The 18,199-nt window shown below is 38.1% G+C and carries 26 protein-coding genes; 9 read left to right on the forward strand and 17 right to left on the reverse strand.

Translation table 11 applies throughout. From position 1 onward, the window contains the following. From ACH2BV_RS03790 to ACH2BV_RS03825, 8 genes are all read right to left on the reverse strand, one after another. Positions 1-188, reverse strand: a 188-nt coding sequence (locus ACH2BV_RS03790) for a hypothetical protein (protein ID WP_395049392.1), incomplete at its 3' end; no start/stop codon positions are given. Further along, positions 178-1,041, reverse strand: coding sequence for a nucleotidyltransferase (locus ACH2BV_RS03795; RefSeq protein ID WP_395049393.1), 864 nt, complete (start codon positions 1,039-1,041; stop codon positions 178-180). The genes ACH2BV_RS03790 and ACH2BV_RS03795, both read right to left, overlap by 11 nt. Position 1,042: 1 nt before the next feature. Then, positions 1,043-1,333 (reverse strand): hypothetical protein, encoded by a 291-nt coding sequence (locus ACH2BV_RS03800; RefSeq protein WP_395049394.1) that lies wholly within the window; start codon positions 1,331-1,333, stop codon positions 1,043-1,045. Next, a complete protein-coding gene (locus tag ACH2BV_RS03805; RefSeq protein WP_395049395.1) occupies positions 1,326-1,658 on the reverse strand; it encodes a hypothetical protein in 333 nt (110 codons plus the stop codon). The genes ACH2BV_RS03800 and ACH2BV_RS03805 overlap by 8 nt, the downstream gene beginning before the upstream one ends. Before the next feature lies 1 nt (position 1,659). Next, positions 1,660-2,169, reverse strand: coding sequence for a hypothetical protein (locus ACH2BV_RS03810; RefSeq protein WP_395049396.1), 510 nt, complete (start codon positions 2,167-2,169; stop codon positions 1,660-1,662). Continuing rightward, entirely contained in the window at positions 2,162-3,142 is a 981-nt protein-coding gene (locus ACH2BV_RS03815; RefSeq protein WP_395049397.1) for a hypothetical protein, read from the reverse strand. Before ACH2BV_RS03815 ends, ACH2BV_RS03810 begins: the two co-directional genes overlap by 8 nt. After that, the gene (locus ACH2BV_RS03820) at positions 3,132-3,818 is read right to left on the reverse strand and encodes a DUF6046 domain-containing protein (RefSeq protein ID WP_395049398.1); all 687 of its coding nucleotides are present in this window, start codon (positions 3,816-3,818) and stop codon (positions 3,132-3,134) included. Before ACH2BV_RS03820 ends, ACH2BV_RS03815 begins: the two co-directional genes overlap by 11 nt. Positions 3,819-3,820: 2 nt before the next feature. Continuing rightward, positions 3,821-6,109 carry a phage tail tape measure protein gene (locus ACH2BV_RS03825; RefSeq protein WP_395049399.1) on the reverse strand — a complete coding sequence of 763 codons (2,289 nt, stop codon included), beginning with the start codon at positions 6,107-6,109 and terminating at the stop codon, positions 3,821-3,823. Position 6,110: 1 nt separating this feature from the next. Between ACH2BV_RS03825 and ACH2BV_RS03830 the strand changes: the two genes are divergently transcribed. After that, positions 6,111-6,359 carry a hypothetical protein gene (locus ACH2BV_RS03830; protein ID WP_395049400.1) on the forward strand — a complete coding sequence of 83 codons (249 nt, stop codon included), beginning with the start codon at positions 6,111-6,113 and terminating at the stop codon, positions 6,357-6,359. A gap of 154 nt (positions 6,360-6,513) precedes the next feature. Here the strand turns inward: ACH2BV_RS03830 and ACH2BV_RS03835 are convergent, their stop codons facing one another. The 9 genes from ACH2BV_RS03835 to ACH2BV_RS03875 form a co-directional block, all read right to left on the reverse strand. Further along, positions 6,514-6,810: a hypothetical protein gene (locus ACH2BV_RS03835; RefSeq protein ID WP_395049401.1), complete on the reverse strand. Its 297-nt coding sequence runs from the start codon at positions 6,808-6,810 to the stop codon at positions 6,514-6,516. A 64-nt stretch (positions 6,811-6,874) separates the two neighbouring features. Then, positions 6,875-7,291 (reverse strand): hypothetical protein, encoded by a 417-nt coding sequence (locus ACH2BV_RS03840; RefSeq protein WP_395049402.1) that lies wholly within the window; start codon positions 7,289-7,291, stop codon positions 6,875-6,877. Between the two features lie 58 nt (positions 7,292-7,349). Next, positions 7,350-8,540: a DUF2586 family protein gene (locus ACH2BV_RS03845; protein WP_395049403.1), complete on the reverse strand. Its 1,191-nt coding sequence runs from the start codon at positions 8,538-8,540 to the stop codon at positions 7,350-7,352. Beyond that, positions 8,541-8,990, reverse strand: a complete 450-nt coding sequence (locus tag ACH2BV_RS03850; RefSeq protein ID WP_395049404.1) for a hypothetical protein — start codon at positions 8,988-8,990, stop codon at positions 8,541-8,543. It lies immediately after the preceding gene. 5 nt (positions 8,991-8,995) lie between these two features. Continuing rightward, on the reverse strand, positions 8,996-9,466 hold the full coding sequence (locus ACH2BV_RS03855) for a hypothetical protein (RefSeq protein WP_395049405.1): 471 nt from the start codon (positions 9,464-9,466) through the stop codon (positions 8,996-8,998). After that, positions 9,463-9,918 (reverse strand): CHAP domain-containing protein, encoded by a 456-nt coding sequence (locus ACH2BV_RS03860; protein WP_395049406.1) that lies wholly within the window; start codon positions 9,916-9,918, stop codon positions 9,463-9,465. Before ACH2BV_RS03860 ends, ACH2BV_RS03855 begins: the two co-directional genes overlap by 4 nt. Next, the gene (locus ACH2BV_RS03865; protein WP_395049407.1) at positions 9,918-10,250 is read right to left on the reverse strand and encodes a hypothetical protein; all 333 of its coding nucleotides are present in this window, start codon (positions 10,248-10,250) and stop codon (positions 9,918-9,920) included. The genes ACH2BV_RS03860 and ACH2BV_RS03865 overlap by 1 nt, the downstream gene beginning before the upstream one ends. 69 nt (positions 10,251-10,319) lie before the next feature. Beyond that, positions 10,320-11,216: a hypothetical protein gene (locus ACH2BV_RS03870; RefSeq protein WP_395049408.1), complete on the reverse strand. Its 897-nt coding sequence runs from the start codon at positions 11,214-11,216 to the stop codon at positions 10,320-10,322. A gap of 6 nt (positions 11,217-11,222) precedes the next feature. Then, positions 11,223-12,212, reverse strand: coding sequence for a hypothetical protein (locus ACH2BV_RS03875; RefSeq protein WP_395049409.1), 990 nt, complete (start codon positions 12,210-12,212; stop codon positions 11,223-11,225). A gap of 194 nt (positions 12,213-12,406) precedes the next feature. Between ACH2BV_RS03875 and ACH2BV_RS03880 the strand changes: the two genes are divergently transcribed. From ACH2BV_RS03880 to ACH2BV_RS03915, 8 genes are all read left to right on the forward strand, one after another. Then, entirely contained in the window at positions 12,407-12,970 is a 564-nt protein-coding gene (locus ACH2BV_RS03880; RefSeq protein ID WP_395049410.1) for a hypothetical protein, read from the forward strand. Further along, the gene (locus ACH2BV_RS03885; RefSeq protein ID WP_395049411.1) at positions 12,957-14,483 is read left to right on the forward strand and encodes a hypothetical protein; all 1,527 of its coding nucleotides are present in this window, start codon (positions 12,957-12,959) and stop codon (positions 14,481-14,483) included. The genes ACH2BV_RS03880 and ACH2BV_RS03885 overlap by 14 nt, the downstream gene beginning before the upstream one ends. Positions 14,484-14,486: 3 nt before the next feature. Next, complete coding sequence (locus tag ACH2BV_RS03890) at positions 14,487-14,627, forward strand: hypothetical protein (protein WP_395049412.1); 141 nt, start codon at positions 14,487-14,489, stop codon at positions 14,625-14,627. A gap of 1 nt (position 14,628) precedes the next feature. Further along, positions 14,629-15,090, forward strand: a complete 462-nt coding sequence (locus ACH2BV_RS03895) for a phage protein Gp36 family protein (protein ID WP_395049413.1) — start codon at positions 14,629-14,631, stop codon at positions 15,088-15,090. A 1-nt stretch (position 15,091) separates the two neighbouring features. After that, on the forward strand, positions 15,092-16,339 hold the full coding sequence (locus ACH2BV_RS03900) for a DUF935 family protein (protein WP_395049414.1): 1,248 nt from the start codon (positions 15,092-15,094) through the stop codon (positions 16,337-16,339). 86 nt (positions 16,340-16,425) lie between these two features. Next, entirely contained in the window at positions 16,426-17,214 is a 789-nt protein-coding gene (locus tag ACH2BV_RS03905; RefSeq protein ID WP_395049415.1) for a phage minor head protein, read from the forward strand. Continuing rightward, entirely contained in the window at positions 17,214-17,741 is a 528-nt protein-coding gene (locus tag ACH2BV_RS03910) for a hypothetical protein (RefSeq protein WP_395049416.1), read from the forward strand. The genes ACH2BV_RS03905 and ACH2BV_RS03910 overlap by 1 nt, the downstream gene beginning before the upstream one ends. Further along, positions 17,738-18,190: a hypothetical protein gene (locus ACH2BV_RS03915; protein WP_395049417.1), complete on the forward strand. Its 453-nt coding sequence runs from the start codon at positions 17,738-17,740 to the stop codon at positions 18,188-18,190. The genes ACH2BV_RS03910 and ACH2BV_RS03915 overlap by 4 nt, the downstream gene beginning before the upstream one ends. Positions 18,191-18,199 lie beyond the last annotated feature (9 nt).

Consider the following 18,199-nt stretch of genomic DNA (forward strand, 5'->3'; position numbering starts at 1 on the left):
CGAAAATAACAGCGTTGGCAGTTGTAGGATAGCTTTTTCAAATTCTCGTCCCGCATTTTCGACCATCGATAGTGCAAGCTAGCAATGGGCGAAATCAAAGCCTTGAGATAACCAAAAAGTACCGGCTTCCTTAAAAAAGTGGGAAGCAGTAAAAGAATGAGTTTGTCAAAATCTACTTTATACCACATAGGTTATGTTGTTAAAATCAGGAATCGAGAAATACCCGCTTTCCGGGATTGTTTTTACGGTAATCGGAACGGCTGGATTATAAACTCCTGTGTTAATGTTAATCGACTGGGATTCGGCATTAACAAGATTTGGAATAACCACGCCTTCCGCAAGCTGTAACTTATCAATGAGATGAGCTAAAACCAATTCGCCATTAAATGGCAATTCCTTCATATACTCGTTTATGGCATCTTGCACGGGATAATTAGCGTTTATAATGCTCATTCCGTTGGCATCCAAAACCAGTGGATCACGAAAGATTTGAATGTTTAGCAATAGAATGTCTGGCAAGTGATTGATAATAATATACTTCACTCCACAATCAGCAATCTCTTTTATATAGGCATCAAAGGCCGCTTTTACTTCAGGTAGAATTGGAGCCAAAACGCCAGCCGTTTCCGTGGCTACTTTAATGTAAATCTGCCCAGCATTTGGCGTTACAGCCGCATACTTTATAATTTTTGAAGCTTCGATTTGCGCATCGGTAAACCCCGTATTCTCAAACTTATCCGTATCCGTTATCAGGTCAAACCCATATTGAAAATCCTTAGCTTTAGTTCGATACCACAAAGCCCGATGTGGAAATTTCTGTGTGATAATATCATCAACTTCGGATTTATGTGTGTTAAAGAGGTTTTCGATAATAAAGTGTGCAAACGAAATAATATCAAACAATATATTTTCAAAACTAACAACCGAAAACTCATCATAAAATAAGGCTCCTGGTATAAACTCATAATAAGCTGCGATGCTTTCATTATTCATAAAAGCCAGCAACATTTCATTTTTAATATCGATTATTTTTCGTGCCATTTTATCTTACTATAAAAGTTGATCCAATTCTCATACTGCCTATTCCTAAATTTTGTATTTCTGCAACCTGCGCTGGTGTCAATCCTGTAGCTGGTTTTTTAAATTCATTAAATAATTCGGCAACTACTTTATTACTCACAGGCGAGCAAATTAACTCACTTCCTATTGCTAAATCATCCGTTATTGATATTCCATTCAACAAAGCCATTTCAAAAGCATTTTCAATACTACCCGTATTTTCTAAAACTTTGTCCAAAAAACTTTGTCCTTGATGTACTATTTTTTTATTCATAACTGGCATCAATTAATAGCGGTTTACCTTCTGATAATTGAATACTTCGTACCTTCAATCCATCTTTAGAAAAGTGGTCACGAATGCGATGTCTAAATTTCAAATAATCATCGTCTAAAAGCAATTCGTCAATAGCAACTCCCATTGTTGGGTTAAACTTAAATTCGCCTGGATTAGCAATAAGTATCATCGCTTGATTTTGATTCATTGTATTGCCTACAACTAGACCGCTGGTAATTTTACCGTCAGAACCTCGCACGACTTCAATTTTTAAATCAACGCCCTGAACTCCACCATCCGTTAATTGAATTCCTCTATCTTTCATCTTATTTTAAAAGCTGTTTAAACTGCATTTCAATAGCCGAAAATTGAGCCAAATTAACCAAAGCCGTTGTGCTTCCGTTAATAGTGTCTGGGGTCGTAACTGTAAAACTCATTGCTTTAATTGCACCTATCAAATCGGCGATTAAATCCCCTAAATTAGCAGTGGCATTTTTAACCAAAACCTTTTCGGTAGTGCCGTCTATTTCACATTCAAAGGCTCCTTTTTTATACTGTATTTTTTCAACGCTATTCACTTTTATAACCATCAAACCCGATAACTCACCCGTTTGGCTAAAAACAATAACATCACTTCCCACTTTTGGAATTATTAAAAAGCTATCTGTTTCTTCTGTAATCGTAGCTTTCAAGCGCACGTCTGATAACACTAATGAACTTTGTAACTTTACCGTGCAAGTGTCATTTTGAATAGAAACTACCGTTGCTGTAATTGGGAAATTGGCTTTCAAACCAAAACCTTCTAATAATTTCTTTATTTGCGAATGTTTACCCATTACCTAATTTAATTCCAAATTGTACCGTTCTTTTTCCGCCAGCTGACGAAATATTTGTTTTTACTGAAACCACATAATATTTACCATCTTTTGCAGGATAATCAGTATCCGTGTATTCTGCTGTATAAGTTGGTGCTACAAATGGGATTAACCAAGTGTCAACGCTTCCCTCATAACCATCGGCTGAACGTTTTAATAATTCTGCTTCAGCAATTTTTTTTATCGCAGCAGTCGAAAAACTTCCTACTTTTCTGGTAACGCTTTCGCCACCTGTTGTACCCGTTTTATAACTATGTACTTTTCCGTCTTTACCAACACTTTCTATCGTAACTTCTACATTTCGGTCTATTTTCTTTTTGTATTCTAATGAAATGCTTCGCACATTTTTTTGAGACGAATAAATAACATCGCCACCTTTTTCGATATAAGGCGGATGGATGTGCAATTCTTTTTTAGCAGTGTCAAAATAAATATTAGCAGCTGTTTCCTCTTGTAATTTTTTCAAAACATCATACCCTGTAGCCTGATGTATTACAAATTTTTCATAAGCCAAATCAAATTCATTACAAACCACTTTGAAACTTGGATCTATCTGGCTAACCAAATAATCGGCTATTTTTTTAACCGATGTAGGTTTCAATTCTACATCTTTCACGGATTTTCTAAATAAGAATAACGCATCTTCACACTCAATTTTCAAAGAACTGTTGTCGGTTGTAATCTCTTTTACATAGCCGATAAACTCCGTTTTATTTTCATTGTCATAGCCGTATTTTATAACGACTTTTGTTCCACGTCCTATTTTATCTTCAATATTAAGCGAGTGGTTTAATACTGCATCCGGCAAGGTAATTGTAGCCGTATCGGCAAGATTATCTACCGTACTATTTACTTCAATTTCTTTAACTGTTCGCAGTTGGAACTCGCCTTTTTGATTGTAAAACCAAATATCCCAAGTGAGGTTAAAGAACATTTGCCTTCTCCGTTTTAATTAGTAATTCAAAAGCATCATCGCTCTTACACTTAATTTCATAAGCCTGAACATTTTCGCCTTTGGTAAACGGAAAACTATAATCATAAACCACACAGTATAAAATTCCCAACGGTTCCAGTGCTGCATTAAAAATTTTTATGCGCTTCGCTGCAATTAAATATTCAAACAATTCGTCTAGTTTTTTTCTAGGAAAACAGTCTTCATGCGTTCCTCTTAACATTGATCCTATCAAAACTCCTGTAATGGTAATATCCCAATCGTTGGCACTCCAACGCTCTTTTACCGTACCTCGAAACGCATCGCCTTGTTTAGCAACATTGCTTTCGGCAATGGTATTGCCAGAACTTATAGTAAGCATAGGCTCATAAGGAAACAAGAACTTAGTGTTTCTACCATCAAAGGCAAACGAAGTCGGCTGATATTGTTGTGCTTCGCTCAATGGCGTATCGGCTTGCCACAATTGTTGGGCGTTATAATCCAAACTCTCCAAATCTGCGCTACCAACACCTGATTTATTTTTGAATGGTAAAAACGGTATTGGTGGCAAAACGTGTTTTTGCAAATCATTTTGTATCGAATTAAAACGCTCAATCTGTCCCACAGCGTGAGAACCTAATAGCGATGCAAATAATATGTCTTGATTGTCTAGTGCCATAATTATGATCCTGCGCTACTCGCCATTGCTAATGTTCTTAATATTGCGTCTTCAAGACCGCTTCCTGCTTTATCAATTGCCTCTTTTGTTCCTTGTATGATACCCGTTTTTACACCGTTCATTTCCTTGATAACAATATTTACGACCGTGTTTTTTGTTCCACCAGTAGCAATAGCATCGTTTGTTTTAGTTGGATCAGCACCAGGTAGTTTTGGCGCATTTGGGTCAACTGGCGCACCTGGTATTTTAGCTGGAGCAATAACATTATTACCCATTCCTAATTTTTTCTTGCCTTCGTTGATAAAATCGCCTACAGTTTTTCCATTACTATGAACTGATCCAGCGGCTAACTTAAATTCCTGTCCTGATTTTCCTAGTGTTGCTTTTACTTTTTTAGCTCCGTCAAGAATGGCTTTTTGTCGTGCTTCTGTATCAGCGTTGATTTTGGCAATCATACTTTGATTTTCGGCACTATTACCCATTCCTACAGCTTCTTTAAACTTATACCAGCCTAGTTTTATAATATTTAATCCTATCATAAATCCGTTGATGTAGGTCATAAACCATAATTTTATGCTTTCAATAAATGCCTGAAATAATAATTTTGCTCCTGCAAGTGTATGCTTCCAAGCTGCGCCCCAACCATCAAAAGCAAAGGCGAGATAGGCAATAACCGCTATCAACGCAATTATAGCAAGTGGAACTAAAAATATGGCACTTGTTAAAAGTGTGGTTGCTGCTGCCCATAAGGTTGTTTTTACAGCTCCAACTCCAGCCCAAAAAGAAGCCAGTTTATCCGTTACTAATTTTCGTTTGGTGGCAAGCCAACTTAAGGTTGTTTCTCTGGTATTCCAAGCGTGAGCTAGGGCTAATAAACCAACCAATGCAGCAAAACCAATAAGCCAAGGATTTCCCTCCTGAATATTTTTAGATAACCATTGTGTAGCATCTGCAGCTGTTGATAAAACTGCGCTAACTACTAAAAACGCAGGCACTAAAACAATTCCTAAAACATCGCCTAGCGATAAAGCAATAGTTTGCACATCGCTCCACATTTTAGCCAATACCATCATTGGATTTTGAGCATTTTTAAAAGCAGATTCCGTTTCCCCAGCTGAATTTTTTACAGCGTTTATTGATTCTTTCAATTTATCGGAACCCGATGACAAAACCATAAACGCCTGTTTGGCTTGCGCATCTACTAAACCTATACTTTCTAAATAGTTGGATTTTGCTTTGTCGTTTTTACCAAATTTTTTCATCTTTTTCTCTAAAGACCCAAAAATTTGATCCATTTGTCTCATCGAACCATCAGCATTGAATACAGAAACTCCTGATTTTTGTAAACCCGAAGTAATTTTCTTTTTACCAAGTGCAGTGTAAGCGTTTTGGATTAACATTGCAGAAGCTTCGGAACTTTGACCTTTCGCAGTCATATAAGCAAAAACACCAGCGGTTTCCTTAAATCCTTTTCCTAGTGCTTGACCAGAAGCAATCAGTCCAGGAACGTAGTTTGCAAAATCCTTAAACTCTCCTGCACCAACTCTTTTAGCGGCAAACAATGTGTCCATCACTTCCTGAGCGTTAGTGTTTTCTTTTCCAACTAATGACAGGGTTTGAGCCACTGCTCCCGAAACGACATCTAAATCGGTGAATCCTGCTTTTGAGCCTTTTAAGGCAACTTTCAGAATGTCTTGTGATAAAGCCACATCATTCGTTTGCGAAAGTATTTTTTCAAATCCCGCGGGTACAGCACTTAAATCCGCCCCGGCATCACGTCCCATTGTGATTAATTCACTTTTTAGCTTTGCGACACCACCGCTACTTAACTGAGCTGTGGTATTAACTTTAGCCATTCCTTCATCAAATGACATTGCCATTTTTCCTGATTGAAATAAAGCAATACCTGCTTGAGCAACTGGATTGGTAATTAAGTCGGCAAAAGGTAGATTACTAATTGCTCCCTTTAAATTCCGTTTAAAGGCAGAACCATTGATGGTATCAAGTTTTAAGATTTCTTTTTCAAGATTCTTGATTTCGGTATTGTATTTGCGAATACTTTGTAGATTACTTTGAGGAATCCACTCTTTTTCTGCCCTTAGCAAATTGAGTTTCTCTCTCAAAGAGCCAACAGATCCACCCATATCTTTGAGTAATTGGGATGATTTTTTTGCTTGAGTTTGTAATGCACTGAATTTATTAAGCGCATTATCAGATGTAACGCCAATTTTTTGTAATTTAGCACTTATTTGGTCTTGAAGACTTAAAGTATATTCTAATACATTTGACATTATGATTTTTCTTCTAGGTGTTGTTTATTTGCTCGTTGGAGGTGTTTCCGCTGTAACTAATTTTGGTAAATGGCTTTTCTCAACTTGGATTGTTGGCGTTTTATTTTTGCCGTTTGCCATTACCTACTACTTAATTTATGGTGATAAACAAAAAAGAAGCGAAGCTATTTCGGTTTTAAAATTAGGCGGTGTTTTAGGTGTTTTATACCTTGTGATAGTGGGCTTTATTATGATTATACAAGTCGCTTAACCCTTACTTTCCTTATTCCGTATCCACTCTAATTCCTTCAATCGCATTCCCCACTCTTCATCACTAAGACTGTCCGGATCCTGAATGTGCATATAGTAACGCAGTTGAGCGTTACTAATGCGGATCCAGTCGTTATCCTTGACCTCGGCAGCCTTTAGAGCTTTACCATCTCAGTCTCCTTAATCTCTATAAGTTGCGCTAGTTTGCTACTGGCAGACAAAAACAAACTGTCATTAGTCTGAATTTCCATATCGCCAGCAAGCCAACAGTTTTTGAGCAAAATCTCGTTAAACTTCATAGGATCACTTGCGCCAACGCTAGAGGCATAACCCAATGTTTTTCGGTCTGGACTTCTTAAGAAAGCCACTTTGTCCTCAACGGTAATTTTCCAAACATCACCGTGTTTAGCTTTCCATTCCGCAATTTGTTCTGGTGTAATTTCGTTTTTCATTTTGTTTGTTGTTTTTTATAAAACCTTTGCCAAAGTTTTGAACTTTGGCAAAGGTTACTTTTTGTTATATACTCTGATTTCGAACCTCCAAAGCAATAAACGGCAATTTCATTTCCATAAATTTATCGCCTTGCTTAAACTCTTTTGAAGCTTCAGTAAATCGAATGCCTATTACTTTATCAGTAATTATGGTATCGAGGTTCAACGGATTACCATACGCTACAATAGCGTCTAAGGATAATCCCATAATGCTCCCACCGCCAGCTAGAACCAAGGCTTCATATTCTGATTGCAAAACCGAAATTTCACCTTCATAAGAAGCGTTACCGCTTTGTATGGAATGTGGATTTCTACCTTTGGCATAAATCGCTTCACGTTCCATTTTTTCGGTATATTTTAAGGCACGAATACCAGTAAGGTCACGTCCTCCTAAAACAAGTGTGACATCAGCCCACTCGTATTGTCTTGAATTAAAAGCCATAATTATATATTTTTAATTCCTCTTCCGCCCTCTCCTTTGGAGAGGGTTGGGGTGAGGATTATCCGTTTATGTTAAATCCTATTCCAAATTCAATAAATCTTGAGTAACCGTGTGGTTTCACTCTGATACTTCCTTTGATTGTTGATGTAGTGGCAATCACTTCATTCAAATCAATAATCGCTTTTACACCTGTGTCTCCTTTTACGGTAACATCGCCACTCAATTCCCCTTTAGCCGTCATTTCTTGCGAGATAACACCCTCGATTTCAGTTTCCAAAACTTTAGCATACGTTGGCGAAATTTTGCCATCAACGCCCAACGGAACTGTATCAAGAATGAAGTTTGTCAATGTGGCATTTGCCAAAACATACGCTTTGTCAATTACACGTCTGCGAGTCATAAAATGATAGTCATCTTCGACAGTACAAGCCATTGGATCGTCGCTAAAGAAATAACCTGATTTACCCACGTGAGTTCTCAAGGTTACAAATCCTTTGTCGTGTAATGCCGTAACATTGTATTGCTCTACCGGAGTATCATTTATGAAAAATTCCAAAGGTTTTAATGCTCCGGATTTAACACGACCAGCATTTACGTGAACTTGGTTGCTTGCCAATCTTCCTGCAAGAACTCCCACCGCTGCACCTTTTGAGGCTGTGACTCCAGTTCTAGTTTCGGTATCACCAATAAGGACCTGGACACGATTATCAGTTGCTAGTTCAAAACCTATTAAGTCTTGTGCAACTCCCGTAAAATTGTATCCTTCAAGAATAAAATTCACAGGGTGAATACTATTCACAGTAAAGTCTTCAGCTATAGCTTGAGCTGCTGCAATAGTGGCTGGGAAAGCCGTTCTTAATCCTGCTGTAACGGCAACATCGGCAACACTTGGCGCATACTTGCAAATCACAAAACGAATACGTCTGTTTGATGCTGTAAGCAATGCAGCTGAGTCAGCAACTAATTCGTCTAAAGTGCGGGTTTTAGCCACGCCGTAAATCCATAGTTCCGTGCCGGTTCCTGCTTCGTCATAAAACTCTTTGATGGTTTTATGAAGTTCATAATTTGCCACTGTTGGCAAAATTCCTAATAGTTCTGCGGCCTTCAAACTAAATACAACAAAGTGTTTGTTTAGCGTAAATTCAGCGTTAGCCGTTGCACTGGCGACGATACCACAAACCCCGTCAGGGCTTGTGGCAACTACACCTAGATTTCCGTTTTCGAATCCTATATTTACTCCTGGTAGCATCTAGTTTTCTGTTTTAGGTTCAACTCCTTCTTGTGCACTAGTTTTAGCGGCAACCAACAAAGGATAGATTGTGTCTTTTTTCTCGTTTTCAGCTTCCAATCCCAAGGCTTTGAACAATTTCAAGGCTTCTGGATATTTCGTGGTTTCAGAATCAAAAGCGGCTAATGATTTCGCTAATTCGGTTTTGGCTATAGCTTCTTTTTCATCTGCAGCTTCTTGATCTGCTTTTGCTTTTTCTGCAGCTTCAAACTCTGCCATTTCTTTTTCAGAATCGGATAGCTCTTCAGCGTCAACAACCTCTAAAAACTTTTCGTTGTAAACAGTCTCTACCGTTTTAACCTCTAATTTTTTAGCGTGGTTTTTGGCATCGTTTTCATTATAGAAAGCTTCGCCGTCAGTAGTACCGTAGTACTTCTCTAATGTTGGGTTTTGTTCAAAAACTTTTTTCATTTTCTTTAAATTTTAGATTTTACATAGACCCAAATAGCGAACAGCAAAAGGAGTACAGTGTAAATCCTGAATCCCCATATTTGTAGTTGTTGCCAAAAAGTCAATTTATTTACTTCAATCGTATTGGTAATAGTTTGTACAGTAGCCTGTTGAGTATCTTTATAATGGGCTAACAGTTCTTGCGCTCTTGCCTCGCAATCGACTTGCAGGACATTATCGGCAATCTGAACCTTCGGACTTTTTAATTTGCGTCCTGGTTCAGATTGGACAATGTTCTTGATGACTACTTTTCCATTTTGGCACTCTAACAATGCTTTTAGTGAAGAGCTGTCTTTTTCAATCGTGAAAACAGTATCGTGTACCGTTTCTTTGAATGTGATGGTTTTGTTTTCGGTCGTGGCGGGCTTCGAACTTCCGCAGGAAGCCAGTACCACGAGAGAAAAAAACAACAACACAATGTGTTTTAAATTTTTCATAGTCGTAAAAATGCTTTAATAGTGTTTGTTTTTCGTTGTCTTATACATACTTCGTAGCCCTCTCGACTACCCTCATCGTTGGTGTTTCCTTCGATAGTATGAATAATATTTTTTTCTACCTTTTCGACTATTCCGGTATGTCCTTGGCCTTTGCCAAAATCCATAATAAAAAGGTCTCCCGGTTGTGGATCAGTTACTACTAAATCCTTTTCTTTGTTATACATCGCTATAACGCCAGCGGTTTTAAACAGTGGGTTTTCTAACCCTAATTGCGCCGAAGCTTCTTTAGTACACCAATACATAAATGCCATACACCAAGCGTATCCTTTACCAAGTCCAACAGACTTTAAGTACTTTTCAACAGCAGGACCCGCATTGCTATTTTTGGGAATTTCTTGCACTCCTAATTGACTGATTGCCATTTCTAGTGCTTTTTTTCCAATTGTACTCATTATGCCTTTCCGTTTAATTGTTTGTATTTTCTCAACTCTCCAGTAAGCAATTCTATTTCATCAATTAACTGTTCGATTTTATCATCACGCTCCTTGATTCGTAGGTCTCGCTTTTCGATTGCCACAATAGCTTCGTCAAGCCGTTTACTCATATCATCAAGCAAGTTTTTATAAAAGTCAGCACTCTTAATCTCATTGTCTATTTCTTTACTTTTAGCATCGGCTTCTAAGCCTTTATCAGTAGCGTTGTTTTTACGCTTTTCAATAAACTTCATTCCGGAAGCAGTCAATAAAGAAGCTAAAACAGGAAATAAAAAGGTTTCTAACACCATAATGTTTTTTATAAAAAAAGGCTACTACATATCGCAGTAGCCTTTTATAAATATTAGTTCAAAATATCTCTAGTAGATTGCTCCGATGAATCTGCTTTCAAACGGCAATGCCATAAAGTAATGACGGTAGTTCAAAAGGTTCGCTTGGTTCGCGGTGTCAAGTGATGCAGGTGTGAAATACTGTTTGGTCATCCCTGTTTTTTTAGCAATTCCACCTTCCCAAAAAGCAACTGATCCCTCACGGTCACCAGCAGCCTTAACGGCTCCAAAAGCTTTCTTAACTCCTACACTTGTAAACAATGGATTACCATTGTATTGGTGCAACATAAATCCAGCAATCATTGGCGCAGGCATACCTGTGTTATGATTGATTAATTTATCACCAAAGCGTTCACGGTCTTTCAATAAGTCATTCCAATGTTTAGTCGAAAGCACTATATGTCTTCCCGATGGATCTACTTCGTCAGCGTCAAATCTGTCTTTCAAGTTCACCAAGTCATCATAAACCAACGTAGCAACACCCCCAACTATCGCTCCTGTTGCAGCAATTACCGGAGTAGCTGGCGCGTCAGAAGTTGGCGAAATACTATGAATTGCTTTTTTGAATTTTTTTGTCAAAATTGCTCTCACGTGGCTACGAGTGGTAGCGTCAATTTTATCGTATGCAGAACCGATGATTTGGTCGTCTGATACTGATGTGGCTTTCGTTTGGTACTTGTCTATAGACAATACAATTGTATCATCAGTATAAGCCTGTACCGGAATTGGATAAACACTATTGTTTACCAATACATCAGGATTAAAATTCGCTCTAGGAATATTAATCACTGTTACTTCTGAAGCGGAACCCTCTTCAAGAACGGTTACATCTGCATCAAGTTCTGGAATTCCGTCTAACCAAGGAGCCACGCTCTGGTTGGTTATGTTTTGAATAACCCTTTTAACCCAAATTTCTGGAAAATTCATATTTTCTTATTTAATTGATTCTACAAGTTTTTTGTACTCCTCTGGGTTGTCATTTTTGAATGACAATTGCAATTCAGTGCTCAACTTTTGGAATTCCTCCATAGTTGCAACTGTTGTGCTTCCATTTCCTGCTGGAACCTTAACACCCGCACTAAAGTTTTGTTTTTCAGGAATTGACCCTATTACAATATCAAGTGCTTTCTCTGAAGCAACACCAAGAGAAATCATTTCTTCTCTTTGATCTGCTTTAAACTGTCCTTTTGTAACACCTAAATCGACTTTAGTTTCAATTCGGGTTTTTGTCGCAGCTTCTTGTAAATCTTTGGCAGTTTTAGCTGCCAATTTCAAACCTGAATTTTCAGCTGTCAAATCTTTAACCTGACTCGAAAGCCCGAGCAATTTTGCTTCAACATCCGCGACATCTAGTCCGTCCGTTGGCTGTTCTTTAAAACCGAGAGCCATAAGACAGGCTACGCTTAAAATGATTTTTTTCATATTCTCTTTTTTTGGATTTAAGTTTGGAGTGTCACCACTTTGAACTGAAAGACATAAGGTTTGTATTTCGGACTCTTCCATCAATTTTCCATCTAGGCTATAAATAGCAATAGAGTTTCTGTTGGATGGCACCGGAACTATCGAAGCTTCGACTAATTCCCATTCTTTAAGGATTAGTTTATCGCCTACGCGTTCCATCGAATCCCAATTAGGTAAAATCCCCATCGATGCGCCTTTGATAAAATCACGTTCTACCTGACCGGATATTTCAAGACCAATAGGCATTGCCACATCAAAGTTGGGTTCGGCTTGGATGATCCCATTAATGACCTCAAGATTCAGCCAGTTGCCAATGACGTTTTCATTCTTATTGATGTGATCAGAAAGCATTACAGGATTACTCTTAAAACGATCTAACTTTCCGCCAGATGTTAAAATGAAAAACCCATAACTGTTTTGAACAGCATCGTCGTTTAGGATGAAAACTTTTGGTTTTGGCATTGCTTATTTTTCAGTTTAATGATGCGAATTACTCGCTTTTGAGATGACAAAGATTAGCCAAACACAACGCCTAAAAAAATGGATGTACGGAGATTGAACGCTTGTGTACCAAGACTTAACACAGTTGTAAAGCAAGTAAACAGAAATTTTTTTGAAGCTGGCTAATACTTCAACTTTGGAGTAAATAAGTTGATATGGGAGTTAAAAAACAGGTTGAAAATGACTTGGCAAAACGGTATTATATAAATGATGGACTTACCCAAAAGGAAATTTCCGAGCGTTTAAAATTGACTGAAAAGACAGTTAGCACTTGGGTAAAAAAAGGCAATTGGGATAAAGAAAAAATATCTTTATTGGTTACCAAGGACAATCAAATTACGGCATTATACGGACAGCTACAAGCCGCCAATGACGAGATAAAAACACGTCCAATTGTCCGTGATATTCCAAATTTTATGCTAAAGCCTATAAAATTGAAAGATAGCTTTGGCGATGAAAAACTAGAATACCCAAAATATAATCCAGAGGATTATCCTATTATCGCTGGGAACTTTCCCAATTCAAAGGACACAGACATCATTTCGAAGCTCACCACCGCCATCAAGCGTTTGGAAACCGAGACCAATATTGGGGAAACCATATCAGTCGCCAAAAACATCATACTATTTGTCAGAAGTATTGATCCGCAATTCGCTAATCAATTAACCGTCTATTGTGATGCTTTCATTAAACAAAAAATGACAGATGGCACTAAGTAGAAAAGATAGGGAACAGCTGTTGGGATGGGATGATTTCGTAACCAATCAGTACAGGGCAACCCCTGTTGATTTGAACGAAAACGCCACCGAAAAGCTAAAAAGAATTACCTATTTAGAAGCGCGTCCTGAGGAATGGTACAAGTTCTATTTTCCTAATTTTTATACTTCAGAACCAGCGCCATTTCACAAAAAGGCAACCAAGCGAGTTCTTGAGAATCCTGAATGGTATGAGGTGCGTTCCTGGGCGAGGGATTTGTCCAAGTCAGGTAGAACGATGATGGATGTCTTATTGCTTGCAATGACAGGTAAAAAGAAAACTATTGTACTAGTTTCAGCTACCTATGATGATGCGGAAAGGTTATTGAAACCATACAAAACTATCCTAGAAGTCAACGATCGTTTAAAAAATGATTATGGAATTCAAAAGGCTTTAAGTGGTTGGGAAGAGGGCGATTTTACTACCAAGAAAGGGATTTCATTTAGAGCCGTTGGAGCGCAGCAATCACCTCGTGGAACGCGTAACGATGCCGCACGTCCCGACTTGATTTTGATTGATGATATTGACACGGATATTGATTGCAATAATCCAGACACGATAGAAAAGAAATACTCTTGGATTGAAACGGCTTTAATCCCGACACGTTCCATTTCTGTGCCTTTGTTGATTATTGCTTGTGGTAACGTCATTGCTAAATATTGCTGCATTACTGAAATGGCTAAAAAAGCCAACATTCACGATATTGTCAATATTCGAGACAACAACGGAGTTTCCACTTGGCCACAACGAAATACTGAAGAGCTTATTGATTTAGCCTTTAGAACTATGACGACCAGTGCCATTCAAAAAGAGTATTTTAATAACCCGATTCGTGTTGGTAAACTTTTCAAAAAAGTGCATTGGGCAAAATGCCCACCGCTTCGAGCTTGTGAACACATTCTTGTTTATTCCGATCCAGCCACCAGTAATAAAGACAATAAAAGCAGCTCTCGAAAATTTACAGGAGTTATTGGTTACAGACAAGGAAACTTTTATTTATACAAGGTTTGGCTTGACAATATGACACAACGAACCTTTGTAAACAATCTCTACCACGCCCACGATTGGGTAAAGGAAAGAAAAGTGGACACTTTTAAAAATTGGATAGAAAACAACTCGCTGCAAGATCCTTTTTGGGAGCAAGTTTTAAAACCATTGGTTAAAGCGGTGGCTAAAATACTTCGTAGAATCCCACTATTTATGTCACTAGACAAAAGGTCAAAGGGAGAAAAATACACCCGTATAGAAGGAACTTTAGAGCCTTTACACAAAGAAGGCTGTCTGTATTTCAATATCGATGAAAAAGACAATCCTTATATGAAAACGATGGAAGAGGAATTCCTTGGCGTTGCACCCAATTCTAAAATGATGGACGGACCCGATGGCTTAGAAGGTGGCGTTTGGATTATTCAAAATATTGCCAGTAAGGAAAATTCAGATTACGTAGTAGGACACATTAACAATCGTAAATATTAAATTATGAGAATAATAGCTTATCAAGTAGGTGTTGATTGTTTGGGCTTTCCAGTTTATGTTGAGCATTATGTTTGGCAACACAAAGGCCTTCAAGACAAAAAAGACAAAGTATACACATCTCATAAAATTATAAAACAGCATTAATATGTTTATAGAAAAAGCAGATTTAGGAAGTGTAATCTATGATTATCAACTAGACCAAATTACAGAGGGTAACGACGATTTAGTAGCTCAAGCCTGCAACGCTGCCATCGAAGAGGCCAAAAGCTATTTGACTCCCAATACCGACAATAAAAAGTGGCTAGATGGTAGATTACTGTATGATGTAGAAGCGATTTTTACCAAAACAGGAAACGACCGTCATTCACTGGTAGTACAACATTGTTGTACACTAGCAAAGTGGTATGTCGCAGAACTCTGTAATGCTGACTTCATATACGAAAAAGCAAAAGACCGCTATGATCGTGCTACGAGTTGGTTTACCAAAGTAGCCACGGGGACAATAAACGTTTCGTCCTTGCCCCAATTGGTGAGAGACGAAACTACAGCAGGAGAAAAACAGCCTTTTGAATTTGGTTCAAGAGCAAAATTTAATCACGATTATTAAGATGGGAAAAATTTCAGATTTTTTAAAAAATACTTTCGGTCAAAGCACTGAAACGGTAAACCTCGCAGCAACCAGTGCTAAACCGGGTAATAGTTATATTCAGAATATTGTTCCTAAAACCATCAGCCAAACTAGGCAAGATATTAAGACCTGGACCAATGCACAAAATATAGCAATGGTAGAAGAAAATCCTAAATTCTTTCCTATCCAAAACCTATTTGATAACATCCTAAAAGATTTGCACCTGCAATCACAAGTAAACAACAGGATGCTAAAATCATTAAGCCGACCTTTCAGCATTAAAAATGCAGATGGAAAAACCAATGATGTTTTAACCACTTTGCTTCAGGACAAAGGTTTTGTTTTTCAAATCAACAAAGCAATTTTAGAAACTGTATTTAGACGCCATTCGTTAGGTGAGTTCTCATACAAACTAGTCAACAATGAGCCCGTATTAACATTCGACTGTATTCCTAGACAAAATGTTGATCCAAGGACAGGTTATTTATATTATGACTATACCGATGATAAAAAAATCAAGTACCGTGAGCAAAAAGAATACGGTTCCTGGTTGATTGAATTTGGCGAAAAAAATACAACACTAGGTTTATTAGACGGTTGCGTACCAATGGTATTATTCAAACGTTTTGGAGGTAGTTGTTGGAGTGAACTGTGTGAGATTTACGGCATTCCACCACGAGTGATGAAAACGAACACCCAAGACAAAGTAATGGTAAGTCGCGCCAAACAAATGATGGCCGATATGGGTTCTGCTGCTTACTTTATCATTGATGATTCTGAAAGCTTCGAATTTGCAAAAGGGGTCAATACTAATGGTGATGTATATTCCAACTTACTGAAATATTGCAACAATGAAATGTCAATGGGTATTTCAGGAACCGTGGTTGGTCAGGATACAAAAAACGGTTCTAACGGAAAGGAAAAAACATCTATTGGCATCCTTGACGATTTAGTAGATAGTGATTTATCATTGATAGAACAAGGTTGGCGCGATACTGTTATTCCTGCTTTGATTGCATTAGGCATACTTCCTGTAGGTGTGCAATACAAATATGATGCAACCGAAGATTTAGAAGTTTTATGGAAAATGGTTGTAGAAGCTGCAGCCTTTTTGGAAATAGATCCTAAATGGGTGGAAACTAAATTTGGTATTAAAGTTATTGGAACAAAAACAACGGCAGCACCTGCTAATTTATCTCTTAATCTGGGCGAAGGTTTTTTCGTCTAAGCCCTGAATATTTTGGGGCATTGCATTTACGAATTTCCAATTTGTACAATTGCGGTTGTGACGAATGCAACACCAAAGCCGGGCAATTGAGCTTAGCCCTCGGAGACAAATTTAAAGGGCTTTTAAACACCGGTGAAAAAGCATTTAAACGATTGCACGAAAAAGGAAGTTACAACCCAAAAGACCTGCAAACTGAGAAAGCCTACAAGGATTTAATGAACCAAACCTTTGAAGCTTTCAATTTTGCTATTACCGACAACGATATGCCGGAAACAATGCGAACAGCACTACAAGATAATGCGCGCTTGTTTGGTGTATTGAAAACACACGCCCAACTTTTTGAAGCTTCAAAACTATTGTTGGATGATAAAGGAATTTTGAAACCGTTTAGCCAATTATCTCACGAATACGATAAACTGAATATTGCTTACAACAAAAACTATCTTGAAGCTGAATATGAGTTTGCTGTTGGTTCGTCACAAATGGCAGCACAATGGGAAGGGTTTAGCGATAGCGACCGCTATGAGTTGCAATATAGAACTGCAGGAGACAATCGAGTACGTGAGGAACACGTAGCCTTAAACGGAACTACTTTACCCAAGTCAGACCCTTTTTGGAATTCCTACACACCACCAAACGGATGGAATTGTCGTTGCACAGCGGTTGAAGTTTTGAAAGATAAATTCCCAACGAGCGACAGCGAAAAGGCAATTGCCGCAGGCGAAAAAGCCACTACACAAATAGGCGAGGACGGCAAGAACCGTTTAGAAATATTCCGATTTAATCCTGGTGCGCAAAAAGTAGTTTTTCCTCCAGCGCATCCATATACCAAAGTAGCGGGAGCAAGTGGGGTAAAAAAACAAATGAAAAAGTAATGCAAGACTTTGTAAAAAACATTTTAGCAGACCTGCGTGTTGAACTAACCGATGAGTTTGATAAAAATTTTGAGCGCAAAGCTTTCTTTGACAAACCTTGGGAAAATACCAAAATTCCCAACAGAAAAGGCAGTTTAATGCAGCGTTCCGGCAAAACAAGACGCTCCATTCGTTCCAAACAAACCAACAATGACATTAGTTGGAGTAGTTCGCTGCCACACGCCAATCTAATGAATGAGGGTGGAGAAATCATTGTAACCGAAAAAATGAAACGTTTCTTTTGGGCAATGTTCTACAAAGCAAGTGGCGGAATAACAAAGTCAGGAAAAGGCGAAAGAAATAAAAAACTAACTGCGGAGGCAGCAACTTGGAAAGCTTTAGCACTACAAAAAGTAGGTGCAAAAATGAAAATTAAGCAACGCCAATTCATAGGCGACCACCCACAAGTAAGGCAACGTATCGAGCACGTTGTAAATTTGAATATGAAGGAACTAGAAAAAGAAATTTTTAATAAACTCAAAAGATGAAAGCGGTTTTAAAAAACATTCAAGACACTTTAAGTACTATTCCAGCCTTGAAATATATAGACGAGGATTGGGGGCAACTGGATGATTATAGTCCAAACCCGCCAACTCAATTTCCTTTGGCTTTAATAGATATTGGAAGTTTGCAATATAGCGACATTGGTAAAGACAGAACAGCAACGCCACAAAACCGCCAAATGGCCACTGGTACAATTGTGATCAGTATTGCAAACTTGAAATTGACGAATACCAGTGCCAGAGCTCCATTAACACAAAAGAACCAGGCGTGGAGTATTTGGGATATTGTGGAGAGTGTACATACAAAATTACACGGTGTAGTTGTTGGAGGTTCTGCCGGTGCTTTAATGCGAACTGCTATGCGAAAAATGAAGCGAGACGATGGAATTCAAGAGTATGAAGTGACTTATACTATTGGAATAACCAACGTTTAAAATAACCTT

The organism is Flavobacterium sp. (assembly GCF_043780635.1).
Classification (GTDB): Bacteria; Bacteroidota; Bacteroidia; order Flavobacteriales; family Flavobacteriaceae; genus Flavobacterium.

Excerpts from the sequence above, each read along its gene's own strand:
- ACH2BV_RS03900 (WP_395049414.1), top strand. The coding sequence starts at position 15,092 with ATGGGAAAAATTTCAGATTTTTTAAAAAATACTTTCGGTCAAAGCACT.
- ACH2BV_RS03835 (WP_395049401.1), bottom strand. The coding sequence starts at position 6,810 with ATGAAAAACGAAATTACACCAGAACAAATTGCGGAATGGAAAGCTAAA.
- ACH2BV_RS03820 (WP_395049398.1), bottom strand. The coding sequence starts at position 3,818 with ATGGCACTAGACAATCAAGACATATTATTTGCATCGCTATTAGGTTCT.
- ACH2BV_RS03865 (WP_395049407.1), bottom strand. The coding sequence starts at position 10,250 with ATGGTGTTAGAAACCTTTTTATTTCCTGTTTTAGCTTCTTTATTGACT.
- ACH2BV_RS03910 (WP_395049416.1), top strand. The coding sequence starts at position 17,214 with ATGCAAGACTTTGTAAAAAACATTTTAGCAGACCTGCGTGTTGAACTA.
- ACH2BV_RS03840 (WP_395049402.1), bottom strand. The coding sequence starts at position 7,291 with ATGGCTTTTAATTCAAGACAATACGAGTGGGCTGATGTCACACTTGTT.
- ACH2BV_RS03895 (WP_395049413.1), top strand. The coding sequence starts at position 14,629 with ATGTTTATAGAAAAAGCAGATTTAGGAAGTGTAATCTATGATTATCAA.
- ACH2BV_RS03800 (WP_395049394.1), bottom strand. The coding sequence starts at position 1,333 with ATGAATAAAAAAATAGTACATCAAGGACAAAGTTTTTTGGACAAAGTT.
- ACH2BV_RS03850 (WP_395049404.1), bottom strand. The coding sequence starts at position 8,990 with ATGAAAAAAGTTTTTGAACAAAACCCAACATTAGAGAAGTACTACGGT.
- ACH2BV_RS03860 (WP_395049406.1), bottom strand. The coding sequence starts at position 9,918 with ATGAGTACAATTGGAAAAAAAGCACTAGAAATGGCAATCAGTCAATTA.
- ACH2BV_RS03875 (WP_395049409.1), bottom strand. The coding sequence starts at position 12,212 with ATGCCAAAACCAAAAGTTTTCATCCTAAACGACGATGCTGTTCAAAAC.
- ACH2BV_RS03830 (WP_395049400.1), top strand. The coding sequence starts at position 6,111 with ATGATTTTTCTTCTAGGTGTTGTTTATTTGCTCGTTGGAGGTGTTTCC.
- ACH2BV_RS03870 (WP_395049408.1), bottom strand. The coding sequence starts at position 11,216 with ATGAATTTTCCAGAAATTTGGGTTAAAAGGGTTATTCAAAACATAACC.
- ACH2BV_RS03825 (WP_395049399.1), bottom strand. The coding sequence starts at position 6,109 with ATGTCAAATGTATTAGAATATACTTTAAGTCTTCAAGACCAAATAAGT.
- ACH2BV_RS03805 (WP_395049395.1), bottom strand. The coding sequence starts at position 1,658 with ATGAAAGATAGAGGAATTCAATTAACGGATGGTGGAGTTCAGGGCGTT.
- ACH2BV_RS03815 (WP_395049397.1), bottom strand. The coding sequence starts at position 3,142 with ATGTTCTTTAACCTCACTTGGGATATTTGGTTTTACAATCAAAAAGGC.
- ACH2BV_RS03880 (WP_395049410.1), top strand. The coding sequence starts at position 12,407 with ATGGGAGTTAAAAAACAGGTTGAAAATGACTTGGCAAAACGGTATTAT.
- ACH2BV_RS03845 (WP_395049403.1), bottom strand. The coding sequence starts at position 8,540 with ATGCTACCAGGAGTAAATATAGGATTCGAAAACGGAAATCTAGGTGTA.
- ACH2BV_RS03810 (WP_395049396.1), bottom strand. The coding sequence starts at position 2,169 with ATGGGTAAACATTCGCAAATAAAGAAATTATTAGAAGGTTTTGGTTTG.
- ACH2BV_RS03855 (WP_395049405.1), bottom strand. The coding sequence starts at position 9,466 with ATGAAAAATTTAAAACACATTGTGTTGTTGTTTTTTTCTCTCGTGGTA.
- ACH2BV_RS03890 (WP_395049412.1), top strand. The coding sequence starts at position 14,487 with ATGAGAATAATAGCTTATCAAGTAGGTGTTGATTGTTTGGGCTTTCCA.
- ACH2BV_RS03915 (WP_395049417.1), top strand. The coding sequence starts at position 17,738 with ATGAAAGCGGTTTTAAAAAACATTCAAGACACTTTAAGTACTATTCCA.
- ACH2BV_RS03795 (WP_395049393.1), bottom strand. The coding sequence starts at position 1,041 with ATGGCACGAAAAATAATCGATATTAAAAATGAAATGTTGCTGGCTTTT.
- ACH2BV_RS03885 (WP_395049411.1), top strand. The coding sequence starts at position 12,957 with ATGGCACTAAGTAGAAAAGATAGGGAACAGCTGTTGGGATGGGATGAT.